The organism is Burkholderia sp. HI2714, assembly GCF_002223085.1.
Lineage (GTDB): Bacteria > Pseudomonadota > Gammaproteobacteria > Burkholderiales > Burkholderiaceae > Burkholderia > Burkholderia lata_D.
Map to the genome: position 1 here is coordinate 32,801 of NZ_NKFM01000065.1, position 26,509 is coordinate 59,309.

Here is a 26,509-nt window from a genome sequence, read left to right on the forward strand (position 1 = left end):
CCCCTGCCATTGATTCAATCATCGTTGGGGTGTCGTTCATGCAGATGTCGTGGGGGCTATTGGGCCCTGAATCGCTGATGGTCGAACGCCGGACGCGGACGCTGAATCTCGGCGCGTCAGTGCGAGCATTCAACGAACGGGCGGTGCCGGGGCTGGGTGGACTGTGGTTTGCCAAGCAGTTGTTCATGGCGACGCTCGGGGTGCGCGCGGCGGAACAAGCGCGCGCGAGCCGGCTGAAGGTAACCAATATCGAAGCGGGAAACGCGATCGAGGCGATTGCGTGCTGGTCCGGCTTCCGCCGCAATGGACATGCGCAGGATGCGCGGCTGCGCGGATTTCGCAAGCTCAACGGCCAGCAGAACCTGACTTTCGCGCGGGTACGCAAGCCGGGATTCTATGTCACCCAGCCGATGCGCATGTCGACCGTTCAGGCGCTGCCGTCGCTCGGTCTCGTCGAGACCGGCGCGAGCCGGTTCAATGCGTTCCGCTGCACGTCGACCGGGGCTGCACTGATCGACGCGCAGGCCAGCCGTTACGAGCCGTGCTACTACTCGCAGGGCGTGCTGGATTATCTGGTGCACTGGATGAGCCGCGGCGAGCGTCTGACGGACAAGGATGCGCTGGCCGATGCGTTGTCCCCGCTGGTGCCAATGGCATCGGATGCGCTGCAACTGGTCGCGCAGCAGTTGCGCATCGGCGGCGGCGATACGGATGCCTGGCAGGCAAGACGCCGGGCCGCGCTCGCGTGGGTGAACACGGTGCGCGAGGGGGGCGACGAGGATCGCACGCTCGGTTGGGACCGGCGGCCAGGCGCAATCGATGATGCGCACTGGAACGACTTGCGCGCGGGTTCGCGGCTGTTTCGCGCCCGGGACGAAGCGCTGGCCGTGCTCGACGCGCTGGAAAGCGCGATTGCGGCCAACGGAAGCCGGCCTTGCTTCGTGCTGGGCACCCCCATTCCCGATGCCGTTGCGGAGCGGCTCGAAATGCTTGCCCTCGCCGCGCAAGCGTTTCTCGACGAAGGACATGCCGATATCGGCGCGAATCAGTTTTGCCGCGAATGTATCGATCCCGATCATACGAAACGCCTGGAGACACTGGTGATGCGAGATGATCGGGTATTGCGCCTCAAGCATGGGCAGGTCGTCCCAGGCCCGGCATTTCGGGCTGGTGCGACCGCCGCGGCGGAGTCGGCCGAATCCGACGAAGCGGCGCCGACGGTGCGCGCGGGGATCGTCTGGCCCGCGGGCATCTCGTATCGCATTCAGAATCTGTTCCTGCTGAATGCCGATCTGCACGGCCAGCTCGAACACTGGCTCGAACCCCGCACCCCGGAGGCAGGCGCATGAGCGGCAACCCACAGGCCGTCAAGCGGCCGTCGCTGGCACAACATTTCGATGCACCGGATGGCCATCTCGGTCACTTCGGGTGGCTGTGCGGCTATTCGGCCGATGCGGCGTTTCTCAACGACGCGCAGGAGCGCTTTACAGGCCAGACCCATGCGCGGCGAGCGGCCGGCGGACGCGTTGCGCTCGCCATGATGCTCGATCCGGGCAATCCGCTGATCACGGTGGTCGACGTGCCGGGCCTGATTCATCTGCCCGTGCGAAGCGGCCTGGTACGTCCGTTCCATCTGCTGCACGCGAAAGTGGCGTTGCTCGGCTTTCGTCATCAGGAGGACGCATCGCGTTGGCGCGTGCGCCTGATCGTCTCCACCGGCAACTGGACGCGCCAGACGCTCGAGGACTGCCTGGATCTCGTGTGGAGCATCGACGTCGACAGCGACTCGCTGGCCGCTGGCGACGACGACACGAAGACGGCGTGTGCCGACGTGCGCACGGCGTGGAGAATGATCGAGCGGCTCATGCCGCATTTCGATGCGCGCATCTTCTCGGCCATTGGCGGGGCATTGCCGGGGGAGTCGGCGCACGCGGACGGACAATTGCGGCAGTGGATTGCGCAGTGCGAGCAGGCCGCCGGTCGCGCACGCCCTCGCTTCATCGACAACTGGGACAAGCCGTTGCTGACGCAACTGCCCGCGTTGGCGGAGCGTGCGACGGGTGGGGCGGCGTGCAACCGGCTCGCGATGGGCTCAGGCTTCTTCGAGTCGGTGCCGGACAAAGCCGGTGGCGCGCCGCCTTCGCTGCTGAAGATCATCGCCGAGCTGCAGCGAGCCGGTCGAATCACCGCGAACTGTCAGATCGACGTGTTCGTCAATCCCGACGCGTGCCAGGCGGTCGCAAGCTCGGTCACCGCACTGGCGGAGCACGGCGTGACGGTGCGAAGTGCGCATGCGCCGGAAGCCGTGTTCGGCAAGGCGGCGAACGAGCGGCGGTTGCTGCATGCAAAGTTTCTGTTTGCCGCGAACGAGCGCGGCAACTCCAATGCATGCACGAGCGCGTGGCTCTATCTGGGTTCGGGCAACCTGACGAAGCCGGGTTTCCTGTCGTCCGCCAAGCCGGGTGGCGGCAACCTGGAAGCCGGGGTCGTGTTTGCCACAGATCAATTGCAATGGGAGGCGCGGCGCGGCGTGCCGCCGGAGCAGGTCGTCGGCAACGTGCTGCCGGTGCATCGCGGCGAATCCATCGAGACCGATCAGGCGCTCACGCCTGGTGCCGACATGCCCGAGCGTCCCGACGAATGTGTGGCGGCGCCGGTTGCATGGTTGACATGGTGCAACGCCGATGCGTCCGGGCCAGCCAGGTTGCGCCCGTCCGAACCGATGGACGGGTTGTCGCAAATGAATGTGCTCGATTCCGCTGGCGCACCGTGCGTCAGGCGCGCTGATGCGTTCGTGTGGCCGGGCGATCGTCCGCGGCAAGTCGAAGTCCGCTGGGTCGATGCAGCCGGCTCGGGCAGTGCCACCGTACCCGTGCTCGACGAGTTCGGGCGGGTTGCCGCGACGCCCCTCACGTCGCTGGACGTCGACGAAATCTGGTGGCAGCTCGCCAGCTTTCCGATGGCACCCGACGACGATGTGCCGGATCGCTTTGGTGAAGGCTTCGATCCGGCACTCGCCGTTCCGCCAGGCGTCGCGACTGCCGACGGGCGCACTTATCCCATCCGCCAGATGATGGAACTCGTCGAGAACATCGCGCAGCGGCAAACGGCGATCGACGCGGCAGACTGGCCCGCGTGGTGCAGCAGGCTGGAGCAGACGCTCGCTCGTGCCGCGGACAGCGCCGGGGTAACGGCCTTTGCCGAACTCAAGCTGAATCCGTTGTCACCGTTGCGGGCAGCACCCTTCCGGCCGGTGTTCGCGGAAACCGGCGACTGCGTTGCCGGGGCGCGCTATGAAGCGGCTCTGACGACCATTGAACAGGCTTGGGGCGTCGATACGCTGCCGCCATTGGGGAGCACGAGATGAAGCAGGTATTCCAGGGGTGGGGGGCGGTCGGTGCGCGCCTGTTGGACCTCGCCGACGCTGCACAGGCCACGGCCGACGAGCCGGCGCGGGCCGCCGGCTGGCGACTGAACGACGGGCAGCGCGCGAGCCTGCGCGCAATTGCCCGCCGGTTGCCCGAGAATGGGCTGATCATTGCGGACGAGGTCGGCATGGGCAAGACACGGATCGCGGTTGCCGTCGCGCGGGCCGTGATCGATTGCGGCGGGCGTGTCGCGATCCTCGTGCCGCCCGGTCTCGGATATCAATGGCGTTCGGAATTGCGGGACGGGAAGGTGCAGTCGCCGCTGCTGTTGCGCAGCCTCTGGCAATACTTGTGCGCATGGCAAAACGACGATCCCGCCCTGCGTGAGCCCTGGTTCGACGAACGCGCGGTCCTGATTTCGCACGCATTTGCCAACTGGTCGCTCGGCGGAAACCGTCAGGCATGGCGCTGGCGGCTGCTGCCAGCGCTCTGCGCACGCTGGCGTGAACCCCGGCGCGGCAGTCAGTCGTCCCGGCGCGGCGATCGCGAACTGGAATACCTGCGCCGTGCGGTGGCCGGCATCGTCGAGGCGGCGTCGATCGACGCGGACGCGCCGATGGCGCAACGTCTGACCACGCTGGTCGGCGACATGATGCCGGCAGACGGGCGCCGGATGGGCCTGAACGACGCGGCAGCGTACCGCAGCGGCGGTACGCTGCGCCCGGCCCTCGAGCGCGCGGTCGGAGCCGGCCTTGGCGCGTTCGATCTGGTCATCATCGACGAGGCCCACAAGAGCCGCGGCGACGACAGCGGCTTGTCGAGACTGCTCGACAACGTGGTGCTCGCGTCGCCGTCCGCACGGCGCATGGCGCTGACGGCGACACCGGTGGAACTCGATTCCGGGCAATGGGAGCAGACGCTGGCACGCATCGGCGCCGATACCAAGGCGGTGGGCAACGTGATCGAGCGCTATTCGCAGGCGGTCCGGCGGGTTCGTCAATGTATCGGCAACGACGACGCGCGCGACGCTTACAAGGCGGCAGCATCGGCGTTTCGCGATGCGCTCGCGCGCTGGGTGCTGAGGCGCGACAAGCGCAATGACCGCTATGTACAGGCGTTCGCACGAATGGCGGGAGAACCGGGGCACGCGTATCGGCGCGAACGCGAGATCGTGGTCGATACCGGCCAGCTCGACGATGGGTGGAAGCAGGCGGTATGTGCGGCCGAGTCCCTGTCGTTCGTCGGCAGGCAGGCGGACGCCGACTGGTCGAGCAAGGCAACACGTCTGCGGCTGACGATGGGGAATGGTCACGGCATCGCGACGCTGATGGATCAAGCGACGCACGATGCCGAGGCCGACCGAAAGCAGGAGGAGCACGATCAGACGGCGGCGGCCGAACCGGTACGGGCGGATCCGCCGTCCGACACCGATGACAAGGCGCGACAGCGCGCGCAATTTTGGATCGACGTCGCGACGCGTCCGTTTGGCGGCGGTCAGGGTCCGCTTTACGACCACCCCGCAATCCTGGCTGCCGTCAATGCGATCGAGGCCGTCACGCGGCGCGGCGAAAAGGTTCTCGTGTTCGGCCGGTTCACGCGCCCGCTGCGGGCGCTGGTTGATCTCCTCAACGCGCGCGAGATGCTGACATGTCTCGACGCAGGCAAGCCGTGGCCACAGAGCAAGTTGCACGATCGCGAGTGGCCTGCGGTGCAGGCGGCACATCGTCAATTGAAGCGCGCCGGCCCGCTTGAACGCAGCGAGCTCGAACACGCGCTCGAGCAAAACTACAGGACGCTCGAGAGCGAGCGCGAAAAATATCGCGGCGACTTGCTGAGTCTGATCGAGCAGGGCTGGGCCGGCGACACGTCGAATCCCTGGGCGAAGAATCTGTTCGATGCATTCGGGCGGGCCGCCGACATGCAGCGCGTCGGCAGTGCCGACGCGAATCCGCGTGCCCTCGTCGCACGCGCGATGCACGCGCTGAGGGGCGGCGATCTGGAGCGGCGTGATCCGTTGGCTTATGCGGCGGCCTTCGTCGAGTTGGTCGAGGCGACCAGCGATCGCGACGTCGAGCAGGTCGACATGGATGCTGCTGGCGACGCGGATTTCGATGACGTCGATTTCGATGCGGCATGGAAGACGATCGAAGACCGCCTGAACGAAGAGTTCAACCGTCCCGAGGGCGGCTTCGCCCGCTTGATGCACGGCGACACGAAGCCGGAGACGCGCCGGATGCAGCAGCTTGCATTCAATCGGGCGCATGTCTATCCGCGCGTGCTCGTCGCGCAGTCGATGGTCGGGCGCGAGGGGCTCAACCTGCACCGTGCATGCCGAACCGTGGTGCTGTTGCATCCGGAATGGAATCCGGCAGTTGTCGAGCAGCAGATCGGGCGTGTCGACCGCCTCGGCAGTCTTTGGGAATCGCTGATCGAAGCCGGGAGACACGTCGAGCAACCGCACGACGTTCCGCGCATCGAGTTTTGCCCGGTGGTATTCAAGGGGACCTATGACGAAGTGAACTGGCGCGTGCTGCACGAGCGCTGGGAAGATCTGCGCGCGCAACTGCACGGTGTCGTCGTCTCGTCGAATCTGGCGGATCGTCACCCGGAGCTGGCCTCATGGATCGAAGAGATCAACGACGCTGCGCCGAATTTCACGCCGCCGCCGGAATCCACTGCCGAACCGTCCGGCGTCATGCAGCGCACGGCGCAGAACGATGACCAGTTCGGGGCGCGCGATCCCGGACAGGAGCGTCGCGGGTGACGCTGCCTGCCAGGGGCACGCACGCCGTATCCACCACACCGCGGGCTCCGGACACGAATTGTCCAAAGCCCGCTTTATCTTTCGTTTCCTGCCGGTTCAGGCATCGGTTCGTGCCCTAAAGATCGGCACGCAGATGCCGTTAGATCCGTTGCTGCCGTCTGCTCCCGGCGCGCAGGCCGGGCCGGGGGGCGAACGATGCCGGCAAGGTCACTTCAAAACGTCACTGGATTTTCATGCAAAGCGCGCGGGCGGGACACGCTGAACTCGGCAAGCTGATCGATCAGATCCGGACCATCATCTCGAGCGACGACTCGATCGGCAACTACTTCGACGACGAACATCGGTGGTTGAATGACCGCGAGCGAATCTGGCGGAACGACGTGTTCCGTATCGGCCTGATGGGCGTCACCAGTTCCGGAAAGTCGACGCTCGTCAATGCGCTGCTCGGTGCGGAGCTGCTGCCGCGTGCGGTGCGCCCGAGCTCCAACAGCCTGGTCGTTTGCGAATGGGGCGAACAGCTCGAATGCACGATCCATTTCGACGCGCCGGGCGTGAAGCCGAAGCTGTTGACCGGCAGCACCATCGCCAGACGGCTCAAATTCTACGCGGACGAAGAGACCAATCCGGGCAACCGCGAAGGCGTCGCGGAGATCCGGCTGCGCTCGCCGGATTTTCGGTTCCGACGCGGCGTTGCGTTGGTCGACACACCGGGGCTCGATGCGGCGGGTCACGACGACCATGAGCGGCTGACCCTGGAGGTGCTGCTGCCGACGGTGGACGTCGTCGTGTTCCTGACCACCTGCAAGGCCAACTCCGACGAGAAGATGCGCGATTACGTGTGCATGGCGGACGAGCTCGGCAAGCCGATCGTCGTCGTGCAGAACATGATCGACAGCGTGGTCGCGAAGCTGGGGCCGAAAGGCGACGAACAGAAGAGTCGCACCGAGGTGCTCGCCGAGCATCGCTGGCGCGTCGCCGGCGTGATGAGCAAGGCGGGCCTGCCGTCCGTGTCGATCTCCCAGGTATCGGCCAGGATGGCGCTCGAGCAATGGGACGATCGTTCCGGGATGCCCGAATGCGTCGGGCTGATTCAGCGGCAGCTGGATGCGCTGGCGCCCGCGATTGCCAACGGACGCCGCCGGCAACTGGATGGCTGGTTGAACAAGCTGATCGAGCGCGAACTGAAGCCGGGCGATCAGGCCGCCGTGCTCCGGCGTCAGCGCAAGGAGGCGGAGCGGCTGTCCGCGCTCGGCCAGGAGCTTGCTGCGCGTTATGCGTGGTTGCTCGAGGAGGCCGCGCGCGAGTCGACCGATCGCATCGCCGAAGCCGATGCGCTACGGAGCGAAGCCGCGACGCTGACCGCGACCAACATCGAAGCCGCCCGTGAATTGAAGACGAGCGTCGAGAAATGGCAGAAGCGATCGGTGAAAGCGCTCAGCGAACTGAACAAGCGCCTGAATGCGCAAATCGGGAAAGATTGCACCACACTGAATCTGCGCACCGAGGATATCGACCTTGCCGCGAAGCTGGCGCGGCCCGCGAGCACGCTCCAGTTCGAAACCGCCGAGCGCTCGCGAACGGTGAAGACCGAACAATCGAGCGGCTGGGGCTGGTTCAAGCGCAAGGTCGATTTCTTCGATCAGAACTGGGGCTACAACGAGCGAACCGAGAACTGGACGGAAATACGCAATGTCGATGCGTTCCGAAAGGCCGTCGCGCAGGCAGTCGACAAGGAGCTCGATTTCGTCGACGGGTTCGTCGAAGCGGCCGTCAAGCGCATCAAGCAGATCGGCAAGCAATTCAAGGACGAAATCGCGGCGCAGGAGCGAGGCGTGCTCGCGAAGATGTCGGCGGCCAGCGCGATCGTTCAACGCAAGGCCATCGCGCAGCAACTCGAGGCGTTGCTGGTCGAGCCGCGCCAGGCGCCCCGTGCTCCGCGTGCGGACGCCGACGTCACGCCGATGACCGCGCCCGTCGTCGAGCCCGAATGGCACGACATCGATGTTCCGGCGGCAGCGGCGTCGATGGCGCGTCTCGCGAAACTGATCTCGCGGCGGCGCTTTCCCGATGTGCGGGATCAGGTGCTGGCGGGCGCGACGTCGAGGCGTTCGCGCGACGCCAGGCGCGTGCTGATGCTCGGCTACGACGCGGACAGCCTCGGCGAGTTCGTGAACCGGTTCTGGTTCGACACGCTGACCGTCGATGCGGGCAGGGTGGAGGGCTTCGCGTCGCAGTACTTCGACGGGGGGCGTTTTGACCAGATCGCCGTGGCCGTGCCGGACGCCGACGCGCTCGACAAGGTGAACGATTTCCTGACGTCGCCGTGCGTGATCTTCCTGATGCTCGACATTCAGCAGATCGGCGCGACGAAGAGCGCGCTGGATCGCTCCGGCATTCGCTACGGGTCGCTCAAGCATCCGATCATCGCCGTCGTGCAATCGATCCGCGAACTGGAGCAATCCGATTCGATTGTCGAAGCATTGCGCGAGCTGAAGACGCTGTGCGACGAGCGAGGCTATCGGCTCGCGGGGGCGCTGGTCAACGACGAGAAGGACGTCTACTCGGTGCTGGCGAACCGCCTGCTTGTGCCGGACACGCCGTTCGCAACCGTGGCGGAGGAACAGCAGTTCATTGGCGGGCTAGCCGAATACAACCGAAAAGATGCCGCCGCGATCATCCGCTCGTGGAAAGCGGTCGCGGCCTGATATCCGTTCCAAGGAAAACCATGAACAACCACACGCGTATCACCGTCGACGACGAGACTCGGCGGGTACTCGACGAACTCAGCGGGCACCTCGCACAGACGCCGCCGTGGGCCGGCCGGCTCACGGACGATCTGCAGACTGAAATCCGCGATGCGACACGCGGTGCGCTGGCCGCGCCGATCAAGTCGATCGGGGAGATCGACGCCCAGCTCGTCGCACTCCAGGCCCGGATCGCATCGGTCACCGACACGCTTGCCGGATTGACCGGCTCGTCGCAGACGCTCGACGGCCGTGTCGGCGCGCTGACGGCAGTGCTCGAGCAGCAGGTTCGTGCGGTCGACGTCCTCGCCGTGCGCAGCGACGAGGCGAATCAGGCGGCGGCCGCGCAGACGCGAACCATCGCCGAGCTGCAGCAGCAGTCGCAGACGACGAACGACAAGGCGGACGCGTTGCGCGCGACCGCCGCGGTGCATGAACGTCAGCTTGCCACCCTGATCGATCACGCGCAGAAGCTGGGTGCGGCCACCGAAGCGTTGCTTGGGACGCACGCGCTGTTGCTCGACGTGCAAACGGCCCAGGCCACCCAGCGGGATGTGCTGCAAACCATACTGCGGCGCGTTGATCACCTGTCGAAGCCTTGGTGGAAGCGTCTGTTCGGCGCCGCGGGGGACGCACGATGACGAATCGCACCATGATGCTCGAATTGCTGGCCGCGCCGCAATGGCAGACGCTCGGCGAACGCTACGATCCGCAGGATCCGAACCAGGCCGCACCAGGCCTCGTCGAGCGCTTGCGCGCGTACCGTGGCCAGCTGTCGGCCGAGCGCTTCGTGTTGCCGATCGCCGGTATCCAGGGGAGCGGCAAGAGCACGTTGCTGAACGCACTGGCATTCGACGAGCCCGTGTTGCCGATCGATGCGGACGAAACCACCTGCGTGCCGGTCGAAATTGCCTGGGCGGCCGAATCGAGCCCGCACGCGCAGGTTCATTTCGCCGATGGGCGCGTCGAGACGCTGCCTTGCACCGAGGATGCACTGCGCTCGGTCGTGCACAACGAGCACAATCCCGGTAACGCGAAACAGGTGACGCGCGTCGTGCTCACGTCGAACCGGGAGCTGTTCCGGCATGGGCTGGTGCTGGTCGATCTGCCGGGCGTCGGCAGCCTGACGCAGGCCAACCGGGAAACCACGCAGCGGTACCTCGCGGAAGCGGTCGGCGTGATCTTCATGCTGCGCACGGTTCCGCCGCTGACTCGTTCCGAAGCCGTGTTCGTCCGGTTGCAGTGGGCGTCGCTGCGCACGGCGATCTTCGTGCAGAACCGCTGGAACGACGAGTCCGACGATGAGGCGCAAGCCGGCCGCGAGCACAACGAGAAAGTGTTGCGGCAGATTGCCGAGCAGGCGGGCATTCCGTTTGACGCGCCGCCCGCGATTCATGTCGTGAACGGATTCGATGCGCTGCGCGGCGCGCTGAGCCGGAACGACGGACTCGTCGAGGCGTCGGGGCTGGCCGCACTGGGCGCCGAACTCGGTCGCTTCGGCGCCGAATGGGCAGTGCGCGTGGCCGACGTCGTCGCGACGGCGATCGGGGCGGATCTCGACCGGGTGGCCGCCGTCGTCGGCGGCCGTCTGGCCGAAACGAAGCTCGATCGCAGCGCGCACGCGGCCCGCATGGCCGAGGATGCGCGTCTGCATATGGATCGCCTGAAGGCGCTCGACGAGCGCGGTGCGCGCATGCGGGACGATGCGGACGCATTTCGTCGGACGGTGCGCCAGCAGTTGCGGGCATGGGCGGACGAGAAGGGTGCGGAACTGCGCAATCGCATGCGCACCAAGATGCGGGCGGGCATTGTCGACGGGCCGCGCCTGTCGCGCGCGCTGAAGGACGAGCAGTCTGACGCGACCGACGACATCTTCAATCAGGTGCAGGAAGACGCGCTCGCGATGCAGGAGCGCTTGCGCATGGATCTAGATGGCCTCGACGCGTGGTCGGCCGACATGCCGGAGATCACATTCACGGTCGACAAGGCGGAAAGCACGCGATTCGAGAATGTGGCTGGCCGTATCGCAGGCGCCGCAGGCGGCGTGTGGGCGGCCGTGGAAGCAGGCGCGCTGGTCGGCAGTCTGGGCGGCGGGCCGATCGGCGCGCTGATCGGCGGTGCCGTCGGCGGCCTGCTGGGTGCGATGGCGGGCCAATGGCTGGGCGGCAAGGCCAAGGAGGGCGTGACCGAGCTTCGCGCGCGCGCTGTGGAGCCTGAAGTGTTTGCCGCCATCGACCGGTACGTGTCGGAGACGTCGGCCGCGCTCAATCGGATCGCCGATGAATTCGTCGACCATCTCGACGCGGTACTCGAACACTGGCGCGCGGCGAAGTCGGCCGCATACGAGCAGGAACGGCAGAGTTCGCTGTCGATGATGAACCTGTCGGCCGACGAGAAAGCGCGCGCGGCTGACGGCCTGACCGCCGATCTCGACGCAATCGATGCGTTGCGCGGCAAGCTGACGGAGGCACGCGCATGACGACTCGCTCCCACCACTGGATCGACGGGGCCGGCCAGCTCGTCGACCTGCTCGAACACAGTGGCGACGACACGCGGGCGAGCCTCGCGCGCCTGCTGCTGAATCGTCTGACGTTGCCGCAGGCGTATGTGACCGTCGTTGGCGAGACCAGCACCGGTAAATCGTCGCTGATCAACGCGCTCCTCGGGCAGGATCTGTTGCCCTCGAGCGCGCGTCCGACGACCGGCATGGTCACCCATGTCGCGTGCCGCGACGAGGCCGCATCGCGCTTTTTCGCGATCTATCGCGACGCGACGCAGGAAACGATCGACTACGCGCGGTTCCGTGCGCTGAGCGAGGCGCCCGAAGGCGACGTGTTGCGTCTGCAGGTCCGGACGAGACCCAAGGCAGCCGGGAACGTCGGCCTGCACGTGTTCGATACGCCGGGCTACAACGCGGTGCTGAGCGAGCACGAGGAAGTGCTGATGAACTTCCTGCCGAACAGCGACGTGATCGTCTTCGTCGTGGGCTACCGCACCGGCTTCGGCCAGTCCGACCAGGATCTGTTCGAGGCAATCGCGGCTGCGACCGCGCACGACACCACGATTCCCCTGGTGCTGGCGATCAACCGCGTGCCGGCAGGCTGCGGCCTCGACGACAAGCGCGTGACCGAGATCCGCCGGCTGGCGGAAGACGGACTCCGGCGACCGCTGACGCTGCAGCTCGTCGCGTCGGCGAACGGCGTGCCGGTCGCACAGGCACCGCTTGCGGCCGACGGATTGTGGGACGAAGTGCGCCGGCACGCATTCGATTCCACCGTGCTCGAGACCGTGCAAGAGCGGCTGCAGGAGAACGTGCTGGCCGTGCTCGACGATGCCGACACTGTGCTCGAGCGCGAGGAAGCCGCGCTGTCGGCCGATGCCGACGAAGCTGAGGCGATCGTGCGCGCACTGGACATCACGCGCGCGGCGAGAGCCGAGTCGCTGGTCGAAATCGAACGGACGATGGCGAACCTCGAAACCGCGCTGCCGCGTTTGCTGGATTCGCTCGTTGCCGCGTCGTTGCAGCAGGTTGAAGCCGAGGTTCTGGGTGCGGACAAATGGCTCGGCTATGCCGATTGCGCGGAATGGGTCGCAAGCCATTGCCTGCCGTTCGAGGTGCGCCGGATCGGTCGCCAGCTCGAGGCGCACATGGAGGTCGAGATGGTCGCGCTGAACCGGCGGCTCGAGGAAATCGCGAATACCGCGATCGGTGAGCTCGACAAGACCGTGTCGTTGCGGCCGGACGATCCGGTGCGGCGCTTCACGCTGAACGTATCGCGCACGATCGCGCAGCGCCTGGCCGGCAACGCCGTGAATACGATGCTGAAAGGAATCGGTGGTGTAGGGGGCGCGGCCGCGGGCGCGGGCAACCTCGCGAAGATGGCGGTCAAACGGATCGGCGAACTGTTCGGCCAGCGGTTCGGGCGCGAAGTCTATGACTGGATCGGCCGCACTTTCACGAAGCGCTTGATGGAGCGACTGGCCGTCGCGGTGACGGTGCTCGTCGAGATCGGCTCGTTCGTCTACGAGGCGCAGGTCTGGCAGCGCAAGCTGATCGAGCAGAGCCGCGAGGCCGTCGGCAATTGGCGAGCCGATATCGATCGGGTGCTGAGCGATCAACACCTGCCGTTGCTGCGCACGTCCAACGTGGCGATCGTCGACGAGCTGTACGGCGAATTTGAGAACAATCCGGTGGCGGCGCCCGAGCGCGCCGCCCGCCTGGCCGATGTGCAGGGCACGCGCCAGCAGTTGGCAGGTTTGCGTACCCGACTGACACAAACGGTCAATCCCTGAACACGAAAGGAATAGATGATGAGCGATGATTCGATTGATCTGCCGGGCCGCCGGCCGGCAACGGTGCCTGCCGAACGTTCCGGCACGCCGGCGACCGGCCGCGGAGGCCTCACCGAAAGTCAGGTCGACGGGCTGATCGCCGGCGGCACGCAGGCGGCAGCCAACATGCTGACGATCGCGACCAATCTCTCCGAGATCGCGAAAATTCGCGCGAACTCGCAGGCACAGGTCGATCAGATCGAGGCACGCACCCGTCAGGTACGCGAAGCGTTCCGCGCCGAAGTCGAGCGCCTGTCGGTCATGCGGGACACGATCGTTACCCGCGGCGACACGGCGGTCAAGCTGATCCGTGAAGTGCTGGCCGGCATTCCGGAATCCGATCCGCAGTCGCGTCAGCAGGCGCTGGAGATGCTGACGAAGATGGTCGAGGTGGTCGTCGCGGATCCGGGTGCATCGTCGGTGCCGCGGCCGTGATCGCCGATTTTTCCTCGATCGCCGTCGATCTCGTCGAGCTGGTTCGCGCGCTGGAGCTCGAGCGCGCGACCCAGCTCGCGCAGGCGGCGCGGCGCGGCGCGCAGCAGTCGCATTTCGAGGATCGTCAACAGACCGTCCATGCACTGACGCTGGCAATCGTTGACGCGAAGAAGCAGCGTGCGAAGCTGTTCGACGTGGTGGACGCGCTGCCACAGTCCGAGCAGGTACACGCGCGCCACACGGTCGACGGCATCTGCCGCCTGTTGTTCGATGAACAGATCGCGTCACTCGTGACGCGCAAGCGACAGATCTCGCGGCCGTCTCGATAGGGTGTCACGGGCGGTGACGGCGCGGATGTTGCGTCAATCAGAAACAAGGAAATCAATGAATCGCCATGACTTCGTTGCGCAACGTCCGGTAGCGGACTTTGTGACGTGGCTCGCGGAGCATCTGCCGACACTGCCCGTGCAACTGCGGTTTGCCCGCAGCAAGTTCGTTCCCGGTGGACTGGATCTGCACGTGAACGGCATCGAAAACGTTCTCGCCAATTACTGCTGGAACAGTGCGTGGATCGATCCGGGCACGGGGCGACGGATGGAGTCGCACGATTGGCGGACGACGCGGGCCTCGCTTCGACAACTGGGCATCCTGTTGCGTGCTGCCGTTGCCAGCGGCGACGACGGTCGTGCGGGTGCGATCGCGCGCGAAATATTGCGATGGGGTGGTGTATTCGGCGCGATCCCCTTTATCGAATCGAAGGTTCGGAACCGGACATTCTGTGCGTACCTGCAGTCGCTTGAGCTGCTGTTCGCGCTGGATGGCTCGCAGACGACGAACGATTTGCATGCGCGAAATGTCCAGCGTTTCGATGCGGGGCTGACCAAGGTGCATGCGTTGCTGGATACGACCGGGTCGCCGATCTACGACAGCCGGGTTGGCGCAGCATTGGCGATGCTTTACGAGCTGTTTCGGCATGACGCTAGACAGTCCGGCGTCCATCACGATCCACTCGCCTTTCCGTCGGGGCAGGCGCGCGGCGATCAGATCCGCGATCCGGGCGATTTGGGTTTCGCGGCCGCACCGCAGTTTTATACGCACCAGGTGCCCGCGGAATGCTGGGCGCGCTGGCAGGTGCGCGCGGGCTGGATCATTCGCGCAGTGCTCGAACGGACGACATTGTTTGCGGGCGAGCCTCATGGCGACGATGTGAGCTCGATCGCGGCGCGTTGTCACGCGTTCGAAGCCGCACTTTTCATGATCGGGTATGACATCCGCAACGTGACCGACGGCGACCGTGGCGGCGATGTCGGGCATCCCACGGACGAGCCGCCCCAGTCCGCCAGGCGGGGAAACTGGGTGCCGACGGGCCATCCGTTCAAAGATGCGCTGAGTACTTATTGCGCATACGTCGAAACCGGTCCGGCGATTCACGATGCCAACGCGTTCCGGCAATGGCTTGACCGGCCTGAACATGCGTCCCGGTACGAAAGTTTCAGGAATAATTTCGGGAGCTACTGTTATCCGTTCGGCGAGCGGGAACTCAATCTGTACGATCGCTCGCTGAAGGACGTCAAGGAGATCGCAAAGGGTGGCGAGACGGGCCTGCACACGGCGAACTACGGTGAGTGCGAGTTTATTCCCGGTGATGAACGTGCTCAGGTTTTGCTAGTCGACGCGGGGCTTGCCGGCTATTGCAACCTAGCCGATACGACGCCCGCTGCACGCAGGCAGCGTCTCATCGCTGGAGGATTCGCAGGCACGGAAAATTCGGCTGAAACGCTGATGACCGCCGGACGAAACGTCGGTCGCCATTTCGAGTTGCTGGACTCGAAAGACCGTCCGACGGCACTTTTCTTCCGGTTCTTCGGTGAGGGCTTCGACGAATTTCGCCAGCGCCTGCGAGTCGATCGCGATGGTCGCGATCCGGGGGCGAGCTAGGCAACGGCACGGTTTCGGAACATGGGATGCCCTGATCCGGGATCGCTGCCAGTTTTCCCACGGTCATCCCGTACGCAATCGCGGCGATGACAGGATGGACGCCGCGCTATGGCATGGTCGGCAATCGCGGCGCGGCACGAAAGGCGGTGGCCTGGTGCTCCTGACGCTCGCGTGATCTACCTGCGGAGCGAGCACAACGCATCGCTCGACCTGAAAGCCAATCGGAAGCTCGTGCTCGACACCACGATCGTCCGGCTCGAAGAGCGGTATTTTCGCGGCATGTCGAGCGACTGCCTGAACGTAGCCGACGACGGCCCCGATGTGCCGCGCCGGCGCTTCCAGATCGACAAGGCCGTCCCTGACCGTTGCGCAACGGCGAGCGTATCGGTATCGCGTTCGTGCCGATTTCCGGCCGCGTGCTGGAAGATCGAGTCGGCCGCGGCCCGACACCTGATCTGAATCCGGGATGATTCGCCGCGCGGGCGGCCGACGGACGCGTTGCCCGCCATGCGGCGGAAAAGTCCGGTCCGCAGACTGTTTCATCCGTCGCTTCAATCGCATCGATGCCTTGAGTTTCATCATCCGCCGCGCTACATTGCCGCTCGCAGAATTCCGTACGGACGCCTGCACACCCTGTAATTCGTACGTAAGGAATCCCGATGGGGCAACAGGCGGAAGGCACCGACGACATTCCCGGCAACCCGGCCGGGCGCGACGCACTCGCGCCGGTCGCAGGCGCCGCCGCGTTGCTGGTCGCCACGCTCGGCGCGCTGGGCGCCGTCGACGTCCTGCCCGCCGACCTGCGCTGGTGCGCACCCCTTGCCAGCGCATGGTGCAACGTACTCGTCGTCGCGATCGGCGTGCTGCTCGCCGGCCGCGCACGCCGCCATCCTCCGGAAATATCGGCTGCCACGCTGATCGGCGACTGGCTGCGCAATGCGTTCAGCCGAAAGCACGAACCGGAGCACGACGACAACCCGTGGCCGGCGATCGCCGCTGCGATCGACTGGCGGCCGTGGGCTGTCACCGGCTGCGGTGTGCTTTCCGTCGCGCTTGCCGTGCTCGCGTGGCAGCCGCCGTCGCCCGTGATGCTGGTGCGCGCGATGAGTGCGCCCGAGCCCACGCTCGCGGCCGGCGCGGCCTGCATCGTTCTCGCCTTCCTGACCCTCGTCGCTGAACGCCACCATGCGGCGGCCGTCAGCCGTTCGGCGGTGTCCGCGTCGCTCACGCGGATGCTGCGCGTTGCGCTCGTCACCGCGCTCGCGGGTGCGCTGGCCGCTGCATGGTTCGCGTTCCGGCACCGCACGGCAGACTGGCTCGTGCAGTCGGTCGCGCTGCTCAATGCCGCCGTCGCCGCCGAACTGACCCTGCGCGGCGTGCTGTCGTGGTTTGCGGGGCCGCGCGGCGCCGTCGTGCCGACCAGCGCGATCGCCGGGCTGCTGAGCCGGCGCCCGTCGCCGTTCGCGTCGCTCGGCGCGGAACTGCGCCATCGTTACGGCATCGACCTGCGGCAGAGCTGGGGCTGGCGCAGCTTCGTGCGGCTGCTGCCCGGCGCGCTCGCCGCCACCGTCGCGTGTGCATGGCTGCTTACCGCCGTCGTCGTGCTGAACCCGGAGCAGCGCGCGGTCTATGAGCGCTTCGGCGCGCCGGTCGCGGTCTGGCAGCCGGGCCTGCACGTCGGCCTGCCCTGGCCGTTCGGGCGCGCGCGCATCGTCGACAACGGCGCGGTGCACCAGGTCGCGATCGCGGGCAGCGCGAACGACGGCGGCGCCGATACGTCGCCCGTGCCGGCCGATGGCCCGACGCCCGAACGTCTCGACCGTCTGTGGGATGTGCCGCATCCGTGGGAAACCACCCAGGTGATCGCCGGCGCGAACGGCGACCGCCAGAACTTCCAGATCGTCAACGCCGACGTGCGGGTCGATTACCGGCTCGGCCTGACCGATGCCGACGCACGCGCGGCGCTCTATCGCGCGATCGACCCGGAAAGCACGGTGCGCACGAGCGCCAATCGCGAACTCGTGCACTACCTCGCGTCGCATACGCTCGAATCGCTGCTGGAAACGAATCAGGCCGCGATGGCCGGCCAGTTGAAGCGCGCGATCCAGCAGCAGCTCGACCGGCTGCAAAGCGGCGTCGACGTGATCGCGGTCGTGATCGAGAGCGTGCATCCGCCGACCGGCGCAGCGGCCGCGTTCCACGACGTGCAGGCCGCGCAGATCCGCGCGCAGGGCAGCGTCGCGCAGGCGCGCGGCTTCGCGGCCGGCCTGCTCGGCAACGCGCAGCAGCAGGCGCTCGAACGGGTCGCGCATGCCGAAGCGCAGGCCGGCGACACGGTGTCGTCGGCGCGCGTGCAGCAGATCGATTTCGACGCCGACCTGGTCGCGTACCGGCTCGGCGGCCCCGCGTTTCCGTTCGAGTATTACCTCGACCGGCTGCAACGCGGCCTGCGCGACGCGCGCATGACGATCATCGACGACCGGCTTGCCGACGGCACGCGGGCGACCGTCGATCTTCGCAATACGCCTGCCGGCGACCTGGCCGGCATCCATTGACATGTCGCGGCAATTTCCGCACGGACGGCGCGACACGGCAACGAGCCGTGCCGCCGCACCGCACGCGAGCGACGCCGCACCCGGGACGACATCGTGAGTCTGTTTCATTCGCACGCGCATGATCATGCGCACCACGGCCATGGCCACGACCACCACCATCACGCGCATCACGGTGCGCCGCAGCCGCCCGGCGCGTTCCGCCTGCGCGTCGCGGTCGCGCTGCTGTGCGTGATCGTCGCGCTCGCGGTGGCGAGCTTCGTGCAGGTGCGCGCCGGCGAGGCATCGGTGATCACGCGCTTCGGGCGGCCCGTGCGCGTGCTGCTCGAACCCGGGCTCGCGTGGCGCCTGCCAGCGCCGATCGACGCGGTGACGCCCGTGGACCTGCGCCTGCACACCACGTCGAGCGGCCTGCAGGACGTCGGCACCCGCGACGGGCTGCGCATCATCGTCGAGGCCTACGTCGCGTGGCGCGTGCCGGCCGATGCGCGCGACATCGGGCGCTTCATGCGGGCGGTCGGCAACGAGCCGGACGAAGCGGCGCGGCAGATCCGCTCGCTCGTCGGCTCCGCGCTGCAGACGACGTCCGCCGGGTACGATCTCGCGTCGCTCGTGAACACCGATCCGGCCCAGGTGAAGATCGGCGAGTTCGAAGATGCGCTGCGCCGGCAGATCGATGCGCAGCTCTATGCGGCTTACGGCGTGCGCGTCGCCCAGGTCGGGCTCGAACGGCTCACGCTGCCGGCCGTCACGCTCGCCGCGACAGTCGACCGGATGAGCGCCGAACGCGAGACCGTGGCCGCGCAGCGTACCGCGGACGGCAATCGCGAGGCCGCGCAGATCCGCTCGGACGCCGAGCGCGATGCGCGCATCGCGCTGGCCGACGCGAACGTGAAAGCGGCCGGCATCGAAGCGCAATCGCGCAAGGATGCGGCCGACATCTACGGCAAGAGCTATGCGGGCAACCCGCACCTGTACACGATGCTGCGTTCGCTCGACACGCTGAACGCGGTGGTCGGTACCAATACGAACCTGATCCTGCGTACCGACGCCGCACCGTTCCGCGTGCTCGTGCAGGGCCCGGCCGACACGTCGGGGCAGGCCGCGCCGGCGCCCAAGACGCACAAGGCCGCGCGATGAGCGAGCCGTCCGCATCGCCGCTCGGGCCGGGCGCACAGGCCGTGCGCCTGTCGTTCTGGTTCGTCGCCACGCTCGCGGTGCTCGCCGCCTGCGCGTGGGCCGGCTCGAACATCCGGCGGATTCCGGCGGACAGCCGCGCGGTCGTGATGCGTTTCGGCGCGCTCGTGCGCACCCAGGACGCCGGGCTCGTGATCGCCTGGCCGCGGCCGTTCGAATCGGTCCTGCTCGTGCCGGGCGCCGCGCGCGTGCTCGAGCAGCGGATCCGCTCGCTCGACCGCGATCCGCGAGCGCTCGCGCCGTCCGCGGAGGGCGTCGCGCGGTTGTCCGACGCGCTCGCCGGTTCAGGCTACGTGCTGACGGGCGACGGCGGGGCGGTCGCGTTGAGCGCGGTGCTTTACTACCGGGTCAGCGATCCGTACGCGTACGTGCTGCAGCAGGCTCGCCTCGACGCGGCGCTCGAGCGGATCGTGTCCGCATCGGCCGTCGAGGTCGCGGCGACCCGCGATCTCGACGCGATCCTGGTCGCGCGGCCCGAACAGCTGGCCGCCGACCGGCAAATGGCCACGCGACGCGAACGGTTGCGCGGCGATCTCGCCGATGCGATCGCGCGGCACCTGCGTGCACTCGACGCGGCGCACGCGGGGCTCGGCGTCGAAGTCGCGCGCGTCGACGTGCAGCCCGCGTTTCCCGGCGCGGCCGCCGATGCGTTCAACGCGGTGCTGACGTCGCTGCAGGTCGCCGAGCGGACCATCGCCGAAGCCCGCACCGCCGCCGAACAGCGGCGGCAGGACGCGCAGCAGGATGCCGACCGGATCGTGCAGGACGCGCGGGCCCATGCGGCCGAACGCGTCGCGACGGCGCAGACCGACACGCTGGAGATCCGGCAGCTCGACGCAACGCTCCGCGAGAACGGCGATCCGGGGCTGCTGGCGCGGTTGTATCGCGATCGCGTGCAGCGCGTGCTGTCGAAAGCCGGACGCGTGACGACGATCGATCCGCACGACACCTCGAACCTGATCCTGCCCGGAACCGCCCGATGAATTCGCTCGCCGAACCGGCTACGCAGCCGGACACCGCGCCCGCCGGTGCGACAGCCTACGCGCTGTCCTCCGACGAGCGCCGCACGATCACGCGGCAGATCGCGTTGGCGCTGCTCGCGGGCGGCCTGCTCGTGCTGTCGTTCGCGTGGCGCATGCTGTCGGGCGGCGACACGCTCGCGCAACTGCTCGCCGCGCTTGCGTCGCTGATCGTCGCGGGGCCGGTGTTCGCGAGTGCGTGGCACAGCCTGCGCGCGCCGAGCCTGCACGGCGTGACCGATCGCCTGATCGCGCTCGCGATGCTGGCCGCCTGGGCGATCGGCGACATGACGACGGCCGCGCTGCTGCCGATCGTGATGACGTTCGGCCACGCGCTCGAAGAGCGCAGCGTGCTCGGTTCGCAGGAGGCGATCCGCGCGCTCGGCCGGCTGACGGCCGGCCGCGTGCGTCGCATCGGCACCGACGGCAGTGTCGTCGAAGTCGCGTATGACGCACTGCGTGCGGGCGACCGCATCGAAGTGGTGGCCGGTGCGCGCATTCCGGTCGACGGCGTCGTCGTCGCGGGCACGTCGAGCGTCGACAACGGGCCGATCACCGGCGAATCCGTACCGCACGACGTCGATGCAGGCAGCGCCGTGTATGGCGGCGCGCTGAATCTCGACGGCGTGCTGCGCATCGACGTCACGCACACGGGCAAGGATTCGACGCTCGGCAAGATCATCGCGCTGATGCAGCACGCGGAACAGGCGAAACCGCCCGTCACGCAGGTGCTCGAGCGGCACATGGGCGCGTATCTCGCGCTCGTCCTGCTGATCGCGGCGATCGTCTGGTTCACGTCCTCGAATGCATCGGCGATGCTCGCGGTCATCGTGGCCGCGTGCCCGTGCGCGCTGGTGCTCGCGGCACCGTCCACGGCCATCGCCGGGATCGCGGTCGGCGCGCGGCACGGCATCCTGTTTCGCAATGCCGCGTTCCTCGACAAGATCGCCGAAGTCGATTCGCTCGTGATCGACAAGACCGGCACGCTCACCCGCGGGGAATTGCAGGTTCGGCAGGTGTGGCTGCAGCCCGGCGTCGACAGCGCGCGCGCGCGTGCGCTGGCCGCGCGGCTCGGCGAAAGCAGCGCGCACCCGGCGAGCCGCGCGCTCGTCCGCGATGCCGCCGCGTCCGGCCTCACCGGTGTTGCCGTGGCGCCGTTCGAACGCACGCGGGAATTGCGCGGGCTCGGCGTCGTCGCCGACACGCCGGACGGCACGGCGGTACTCGGCCGGCCCGCGCTGCTTGCCGACCATGCCGGTGACTTGCCGTCTTCCCCGGACGGATTCGACGGGCCGCTCGTCGGCCTTGTGCTCGACGGGCGCCTGCTCGCATGGTTCGGCTTTGCCGACACGCTGCGGCCCGACGCGCGCGACGTGCTCGCCGAGCTGCGGGCGCTGGGCCTTGCGCGGCAGACGCTGCTGACGGGCGACCTCGAGCGCGTCGCGAGCAAGGTCGCGGCCGAGACGGGCATCGAGACGGTGGTCGCGCAGGCGCTGCCGCACGACAAGCTCGATTACGTGATGCGCGAGATCGGCGCGGGCCTGCATCCGCTCGTGGTCGGCGACGGGCTGAACGACGTGCTGGCGATCAAGGCCGGCTCGACCAGCATCGCGATGGGCGAGCGTGGCGTCGACATTGCGATCGCATCGGCCGATGTCGTGCTGCTGGGCGACGACCTGAAGCGGATTCCGACCTGCATCCGCCTCGGCCGGCAATGCCGGCGCACGGCGACGACCAATGCGGCGATCGGCCTCGCATGGACGCTCGCGGTGATCGCGCTCGCCGCGATCGGCACGCTCGGCGCGGTGTGGGCGGCGATCCTGCACAACGTCGGCACGTTCATCGTGATCGCGAACGCCGGGCGGCTGCTGCGGATCGATGAGGATGTTCGCGACGCGTGAGCACTGGAGGGCGCACTTCATCCCCTGTCGCAACGTGCCTCTTCACCGCATCACGGCCGCCCTTCGCTCGGCACCTCGGCCGCCTTGCTGAGCTCGCCCATGATGATCCGCGCGATCTCGTTGGCCGGTGCGCGTCCATCGGGCGCGGCAGCCGTGTTCGCCCACGTGACGATCGTCGTTTTCGTGACCGGGTCGTAGCCCATGAAGGTGTTGAAGCCCGGTATCTCGCCGGTATGTCCGTAGAACGTGCCGAACTTGGCCAGGCCCATGCAGTAGCTCGCCGACATCGGATCGGTCGCATCGATCGGCGTGCAGCTGGCGAGCCGTCGCGCCTGCAGGTCGGCGTTCAGGTAGCCGCCGCCGACCATCCGCTGCACGTAGGCGGCCAGTTCCGTCACGGTTGAAATGCCTGAGCCGGCCGTCCACGCCCATGACGTATTGACACCGGTCACGTTCGTCGGCTGCAGCACGCCGCTTTTCGCGTCAGCCTGGCGCTGGGGCGACAGCGCGTCGCTGTTGGTCGTCTCGGCATTGGTGCCCCATTGATAGCCCTGCGGTGCCGGCGCCGGCAGCGACGTGTTCTGCTGCGGCGGGAGCAAGGTATTGGCCAGGCCGAGCGGCGCGAATAGGCGCGCGTTCATCGCATCGGCCGCGCTCATGCCGGTCAGGTGCTCGATGATGAGGCCGAGCAGCACCGTGTTCGTATTCGAGTAGCGGAAATCCGTGCCGGGCGGGAAATAGACCGGCTGGCCTTCCGCGATGCCCAGCAGCTCGGACGGGGTCCACACCTTGTCAGGCTGCGCATCGAGCGTCTGGTTGAACGCGAGATTCGTCGAATAGTTGTAGAGGCCGCTGCGCATGGTCAGCAACTGCTCGATCGTGATCGTGTCGCCGTTGGGCACGTTCGTGACGAACTTGCTCACGGAGTCGCCAAGGCTCAGCCGGCCTTCCTGCACCAGTTGCAGGATCACCGTGCCGGTCCAGGTCTTCGTCACGCTGCCGACGCGAAAGTGCGCATTCGTCGGGATCGGCATGTTCGTGCCGCGCACGGCCGTGCCGAACGATTCGAGCCAGTTGCCTTGCGGCGATTGCACATAGACGACCGCGCCGGGCGTCAGCGTGTCCGTGAGCAGCGCGTTGATCTGCGAGCGCGCGGCGTTCGCGAACGCGGGCGTGCTCGAGGCCGGCGAACTGTCGCCGCCGCATGCGGAAACGGCGAGGCCGATGACCGCGGCTGGTGCGACGGCAACCAGGCCGTGCATCAGCCGTCGCGATACGTTCGACAAAAACCGGGAGGTTGCTGACGTAACCATGATGCGGACCCTCCGTGGTCGTGACGTATTGCCTGCGTTGTCTCCTCCAAAACTATAGGACAGGCGCGTTGCCGCCGGCAGCACGCATTTTTGGTCTGACGATAGCGATCCGGCCCGTTCATCCGGTCGCGGCCGTCACTGAAAGTGATGCACGTAGCGCAGCACCATCCGCGTGCCCTGCGGACGGTTGCGCGCATAGGTCTCGAAGTACGCGTTGAACATCAGATGATCCTGCGGCGAGAAGCTATACATGGCCCCCGGGCCGATCGCGAACACGGCCTCCCGCGTGCCCGCCACGTCCTGCCCGTTTGCCTTCATGTCGGTGGTCTGCCGCAGCCAGTAGCCGTTGATTCCCAGCCGCAGGCCGGGGCGCACTTCATACTCGGTCGCGAAGTTCGCGTGGATCGCCTGGCCGGCCTGCGTCGACGTCACGTCCGGGCCGAGCGACGTGGCCGGCTGGTGGTTGGTCGCGTTCCACAGATAATGCAGCCGCCACGACACGGTCCACTTGGGCGTGAGCCACAGCGTCGCCGCCCAGTACGGATCGAACGACCAGAAATGGCTGCCGGGATTGATCGCGCGCGACGGGTCGTACGCGCCGGTCGGCGCGATGACCTGGAATTCCACACGCTGCGCGAAGCGCGGGCCTTGCGCGCCCATCACCGGGTCGAACTGGATGAACGGGCCGATCAGCAGGTCGCCGAAGCCGGCACGCGCATTCAGCGCGACGTTGCCGATGCCGTCGTCGGTTCGCGCGGACGCGATCCACGGCAGGATCACGTCGAGGCCCGGATGCATGCCCGCGAACGTCAGCGGCGACTGATAGACGAGCTGGCTCAGCCCCGCGAACAGGTCGATGTCCTGCTTCGGCAGCCCGACCTTGTTGCCCGCATTGTCGTTGACGCGGCCGGCCGTGTAGTACTGCAGGTACTGCGTGCCGTACCAGCCGGAGCCGGCCGGCGGCATCCCGTCGAGGAAGCTGGTCATGCCGAGGTTGACCGCCGGCAGGTCGGCTGCGCCGGCCGGCGCGCCTGCGGCCATGCCGGCGATCGTGAGGCCTGCGACGACGAGCACGCGAGAGCCGAATTTCATGTTCACCACCTCCTGTTTATTTATTTGTATAACTAATCAAACGGCGCGAAAAAGATCGGGATGATCGGTGATCGAGCGATACTGGCCCGCATGGAACACCAGCGGCGCATGGCCGAACGTGTCGAACTGTTCGATCTGGCCGATGAAGAGCAGGTGATCGCCGCCTTCGTAATGGCCGACGTTGCGACACACGAAGCGCGCGCTCGCGCCGTCGAGGCAGGGCACGCCGCCGGTTTCCGAATCGACGTGAAGCACGCCGTCGAACTTGTCGGCGCTGGGCGTCGCGAAGCGGCGCGACAGCTCGATCTGGTCGTGCGCGAGGATGTTGATCGCGAAATGGGTGGCCGCGACGAAATCCGGGCGGCTCGGCGCGACCTTGCGCAGGCTCCACAGCACGAGCGGCGGATCGAGCGACAGCGACGAGAACGAATTGGCGGTGAGGCCCACCTTGCGTCCGTCGGACGCGCACGTGGTGATCACGGTCACGCCGGTCGGGAACTGCCCGAACGCGGCGCGCAACTGCAGCGGGTCGAGGGCCGGGCGATCGGTAGCGGTCGTTTCCATGTCGGTCACTCCGCACGCACGCTGTGTTCGCGGATCATCGCCGCGCAGGCCGACGGGTCGAACCACCACGGCGAGAACCGGCGCGGATCGTCGAAGCCGTCGACGATCGCCGCGGCGAGGGACGGCAACTGGCCGGCCGCGCCGAGCAGTTCGAGGATGTGCGGCGGCGGCGGCGTGAGCAGCGAGTTGGTCCAGCGCACGACGTGCTGCGCATACGTCCAGTAGCCTTCGAACGTCTGCTGCATCCAGTCTTCGCCGAACGGTGCGGCATCGCGTGCGACGATCGCATCGAAATACGCGTTCGCGCATTTCGCGGCGTTGTTCGATCCCTGGCCGGTGATCGGGTCGTTGACGACGACCGCATCGGCCATCCCGAACACCGTACGGCCCGACGGAAGCCGGAAGAACGGCTTGCGCACCGTCGGCGCGAAGCGCCCGGCCAGCGTGCCGTTCGGATCGGTGAGCTCGACGTCGCGGCAGCGTTCGAATTCCCACGGCACGTACTGCTGCAGGAACGACAGGCTCCGGTCCAGATGCTGCTCGGGCGTCTTCACGTCGGCCCAGCAGTCGAGCGGGCCGCCCGGAATGCCTTCGAACACCATGATTTCGCACGGGCCCGTCGTGGTCAGCGCGGGGAACACGAAGTACTCGCCGATGCCCGGCAGCAGGTTGAAGCGCACGCGCGAATACGGCTGGCTCGGCGTCATCCCTTTCACGTAGGTGAGGGCCAGCGCGCGTTGCGGGCGGTCGAACGCGCTGCGTGCGTCGTCGCGGCCGAGCAGGTTGACGATCTCGCCCTTGCCGGCCGCGAGCAGCACGAGGTCGTGGCTGCGCGCCAGCTCCTCGAGTTCGGGCACGCCGACGTCGCCGATGCGCACGTCCGCGCCCCGGCGCTTCACGCCGTCGAGCCAGTCGGCCATCTTCACGCGCTGGTCGACCGACTGCGCATAGCGGGTGAGCCGCGACGACCAGTCGATCACCTTGCGGCCGTTGCCGTCCGGATGCGGCACCGCGATGCCGATCCCTTCGACGGACGGGCACGCTTCTTCCCATGCGTTCAGACCGAGGTCGCGCTCGATCTGCAATGACGTGTGGAACATGCACTGGCTCGACATGACCTTGCCGGTGCGGATCTGTTCGGCGTCGCGATTGGTCGCGAGCGTGACGTGATAGCCCTGGTCGAGCAGGGCGAAGGCGAGTTGCAGGCCGGACTGGCCGGCGCCGACGATGGCGATGCGTCTCATGGATGTGTCCTTGGTTGGCCGGATGCCGGCCGGAATCGAAATGATG

Annotated in this window: 19 protein-coding genes; 15 read left to right on the forward strand and 4 right to left on the reverse strand. The window is 67.2% G+C overall.

The genetic code is table 11. The features are described 5' to 3' along the window. The first annotated feature begins 38 nt into the window (after positions 1-38). The 15 genes from CFB82_RS35765 to CFB82_RS35835 all read left to right on the forward strand — a co-directional run bounded on the left by CFB82_RS35765 (position 39) and on the right by CFB82_RS35835 (position 22,250). On the forward strand, positions 39-1,349 hold the full coding sequence (locus tag CFB82_RS35765) for a hypothetical protein (RefSeq protein WP_143751020.1): 1,311 nt from the start codon (positions 39-41) through the stop codon (positions 1,347-1,349). Beyond that, a complete protein-coding gene (locus tag CFB82_RS35770) occupies positions 1,346-3,367 on the forward strand; it encodes a hypothetical protein (protein WP_089487095.1) in 2,022 nt (673 codons plus the stop codon). The genes CFB82_RS35765 and CFB82_RS35770 overlap by 4 nt, the downstream gene beginning before the upstream one ends. Further along, complete coding sequence (locus CFB82_RS35775; RefSeq protein ID WP_089487096.1) at positions 3,364-6,132, forward strand: DEAD/DEAH box helicase; 2,769 nt, start codon at positions 3,364-3,366, stop codon at positions 6,130-6,132. Before CFB82_RS35770 ends, CFB82_RS35775 begins: the two co-directional genes overlap by 4 nt. Before the next feature lie 233 nt (positions 6,133-6,365). Further along, positions 6,366-8,837 carry a dynamin family protein gene (locus CFB82_RS35780; RefSeq protein ID WP_089487097.1) on the forward strand — a complete coding sequence of 824 codons (2,472 nt, stop codon included), beginning with the start codon at positions 6,366-6,368 and terminating at the stop codon, positions 8,835-8,837. A gap of 20 nt (positions 8,838-8,857) precedes the next feature. Further along, entirely contained in the window at positions 8,858-9,517 is a 660-nt protein-coding gene (locus CFB82_RS35785) for a hypothetical protein (protein WP_089487098.1), read from the forward strand. Further along, a complete protein-coding gene (locus CFB82_RS35790; protein ID WP_089487099.1) occupies positions 9,514-11,355 on the forward strand; it encodes a dynamin family protein in 1,842 nt (613 codons plus the stop codon). The genes CFB82_RS35785 and CFB82_RS35790 overlap by 4 nt, the downstream gene beginning before the upstream one ends. Then, a complete protein-coding gene (locus CFB82_RS35795; RefSeq protein ID WP_089487100.1) occupies positions 11,352-13,169 on the forward strand; it encodes a dynamin family protein in 1,818 nt (605 codons plus the stop codon). Before CFB82_RS35790 ends, CFB82_RS35795 begins: the two co-directional genes overlap by 4 nt. Before the next feature lie 18 nt (positions 13,170-13,187). Beyond that, positions 13,188-13,643, forward strand: coding sequence for a hypothetical protein (locus CFB82_RS35800; RefSeq protein ID WP_143751021.1), 456 nt, complete (start codon positions 13,188-13,190; stop codon positions 13,641-13,643). Beyond that, positions 13,640-13,972 carry a hypothetical protein gene (locus CFB82_RS35805; protein ID WP_089487102.1) on the forward strand — a complete coding sequence of 111 codons (333 nt, stop codon included), beginning with the start codon at positions 13,640-13,642 and terminating at the stop codon, positions 13,970-13,972. The genes CFB82_RS35800 and CFB82_RS35805 overlap by 4 nt, the downstream gene beginning before the upstream one ends. Positions 13,973-14,027: 55 nt before the next feature. Beyond that, on the forward strand, positions 14,028-15,581 hold the full coding sequence (locus CFB82_RS35810) for a hypothetical protein (RefSeq protein ID WP_174946797.1): 1,554 nt from the start codon (positions 14,028-14,030) through the stop codon (positions 15,579-15,581). Between the two features lie 171 nt (positions 15,582-15,752). Then, positions 15,753-16,040 carry a hypothetical protein gene (locus CFB82_RS35815; protein WP_089487103.1) on the forward strand — a complete coding sequence of 96 codons (288 nt, stop codon included), beginning with the start codon at positions 15,753-15,755 and terminating at the stop codon, positions 16,038-16,040. Between the two features lie 200 nt (positions 16,041-16,240). After that, positions 16,241-18,136 (forward strand): protease modulator HflK, encoded by a 1,896-nt coding sequence (hflK, locus tag CFB82_RS35820; RefSeq protein ID WP_089487104.1) that lies wholly within the window; start codon positions 16,241-16,243, stop codon positions 18,134-18,136. A 93-nt stretch (positions 18,137-18,229) separates the two neighbouring features. After that, positions 18,230-19,273: a protease modulator HflC gene (gene hflC / locus CFB82_RS35825; protein WP_069249583.1), complete on the forward strand. Its 1,044-nt coding sequence runs from the start codon at positions 18,230-18,232 to the stop codon at positions 19,271-19,273. Next, complete coding sequence (hflK, locus tag CFB82_RS35830) at positions 19,270-20,313, forward strand: protease modulator HflK (protein ID WP_089487105.1); 1,044 nt, start codon at positions 19,270-19,272, stop codon at positions 20,311-20,313. The genes hflC and hflK (CFB82_RS35830) overlap by 4 nt, the downstream gene beginning before the upstream one ends. Further along, positions 20,310-22,250 carry a heavy metal translocating P-type ATPase gene (locus CFB82_RS35835; RefSeq protein ID WP_089487106.1) on the forward strand — a complete coding sequence of 647 codons (1,941 nt, stop codon included), beginning with the start codon at positions 20,310-20,312 and terminating at the stop codon, positions 22,248-22,250. Before hflK (CFB82_RS35830) ends, CFB82_RS35835 begins: the two co-directional genes overlap by 4 nt. Before the next feature lie 50 nt (positions 22,251-22,300). Here the strand turns inward: CFB82_RS35835 and CFB82_RS35840 are convergent, their stop codons facing one another. The 4 genes from CFB82_RS35840 to CFB82_RS35855 all read right to left on the reverse strand — a co-directional run bounded on the left by CFB82_RS35840 (position 22,301) and on the right by CFB82_RS35855 (position 26,463). Next, positions 22,301-23,563: a serine hydrolase domain-containing protein gene (locus CFB82_RS35840; protein ID WP_089487107.1), complete on the reverse strand. Its 1,263-nt coding sequence runs from the start codon at positions 23,561-23,563 to the stop codon at positions 22,301-22,303. 135 nt (positions 23,564-23,698) lie between these two features. Next, a complete protein-coding gene (locus tag CFB82_RS35845; protein ID WP_089487108.1) occupies positions 23,699-24,655 on the reverse strand; it encodes a SphA family protein in 957 nt (318 codons plus the stop codon). Between the two features lie 36 nt (positions 24,656-24,691). Further along, complete coding sequence (locus CFB82_RS35850) at positions 24,692-25,219, reverse strand: flavin reductase family protein (RefSeq protein ID WP_089487109.1); 528 nt, start codon at positions 25,217-25,219, stop codon at positions 24,692-24,694. A 5-nt stretch (positions 25,220-25,224) separates the two neighbouring features. Next, a complete protein-coding gene (locus CFB82_RS35855) occupies positions 25,225-26,463 on the reverse strand; it encodes a styrene monooxygenase/indole monooxygenase family protein (protein WP_089487110.1) in 1,239 nt (412 codons plus the stop codon). Positions 26,464-26,509 lie beyond the last annotated feature (46 nt).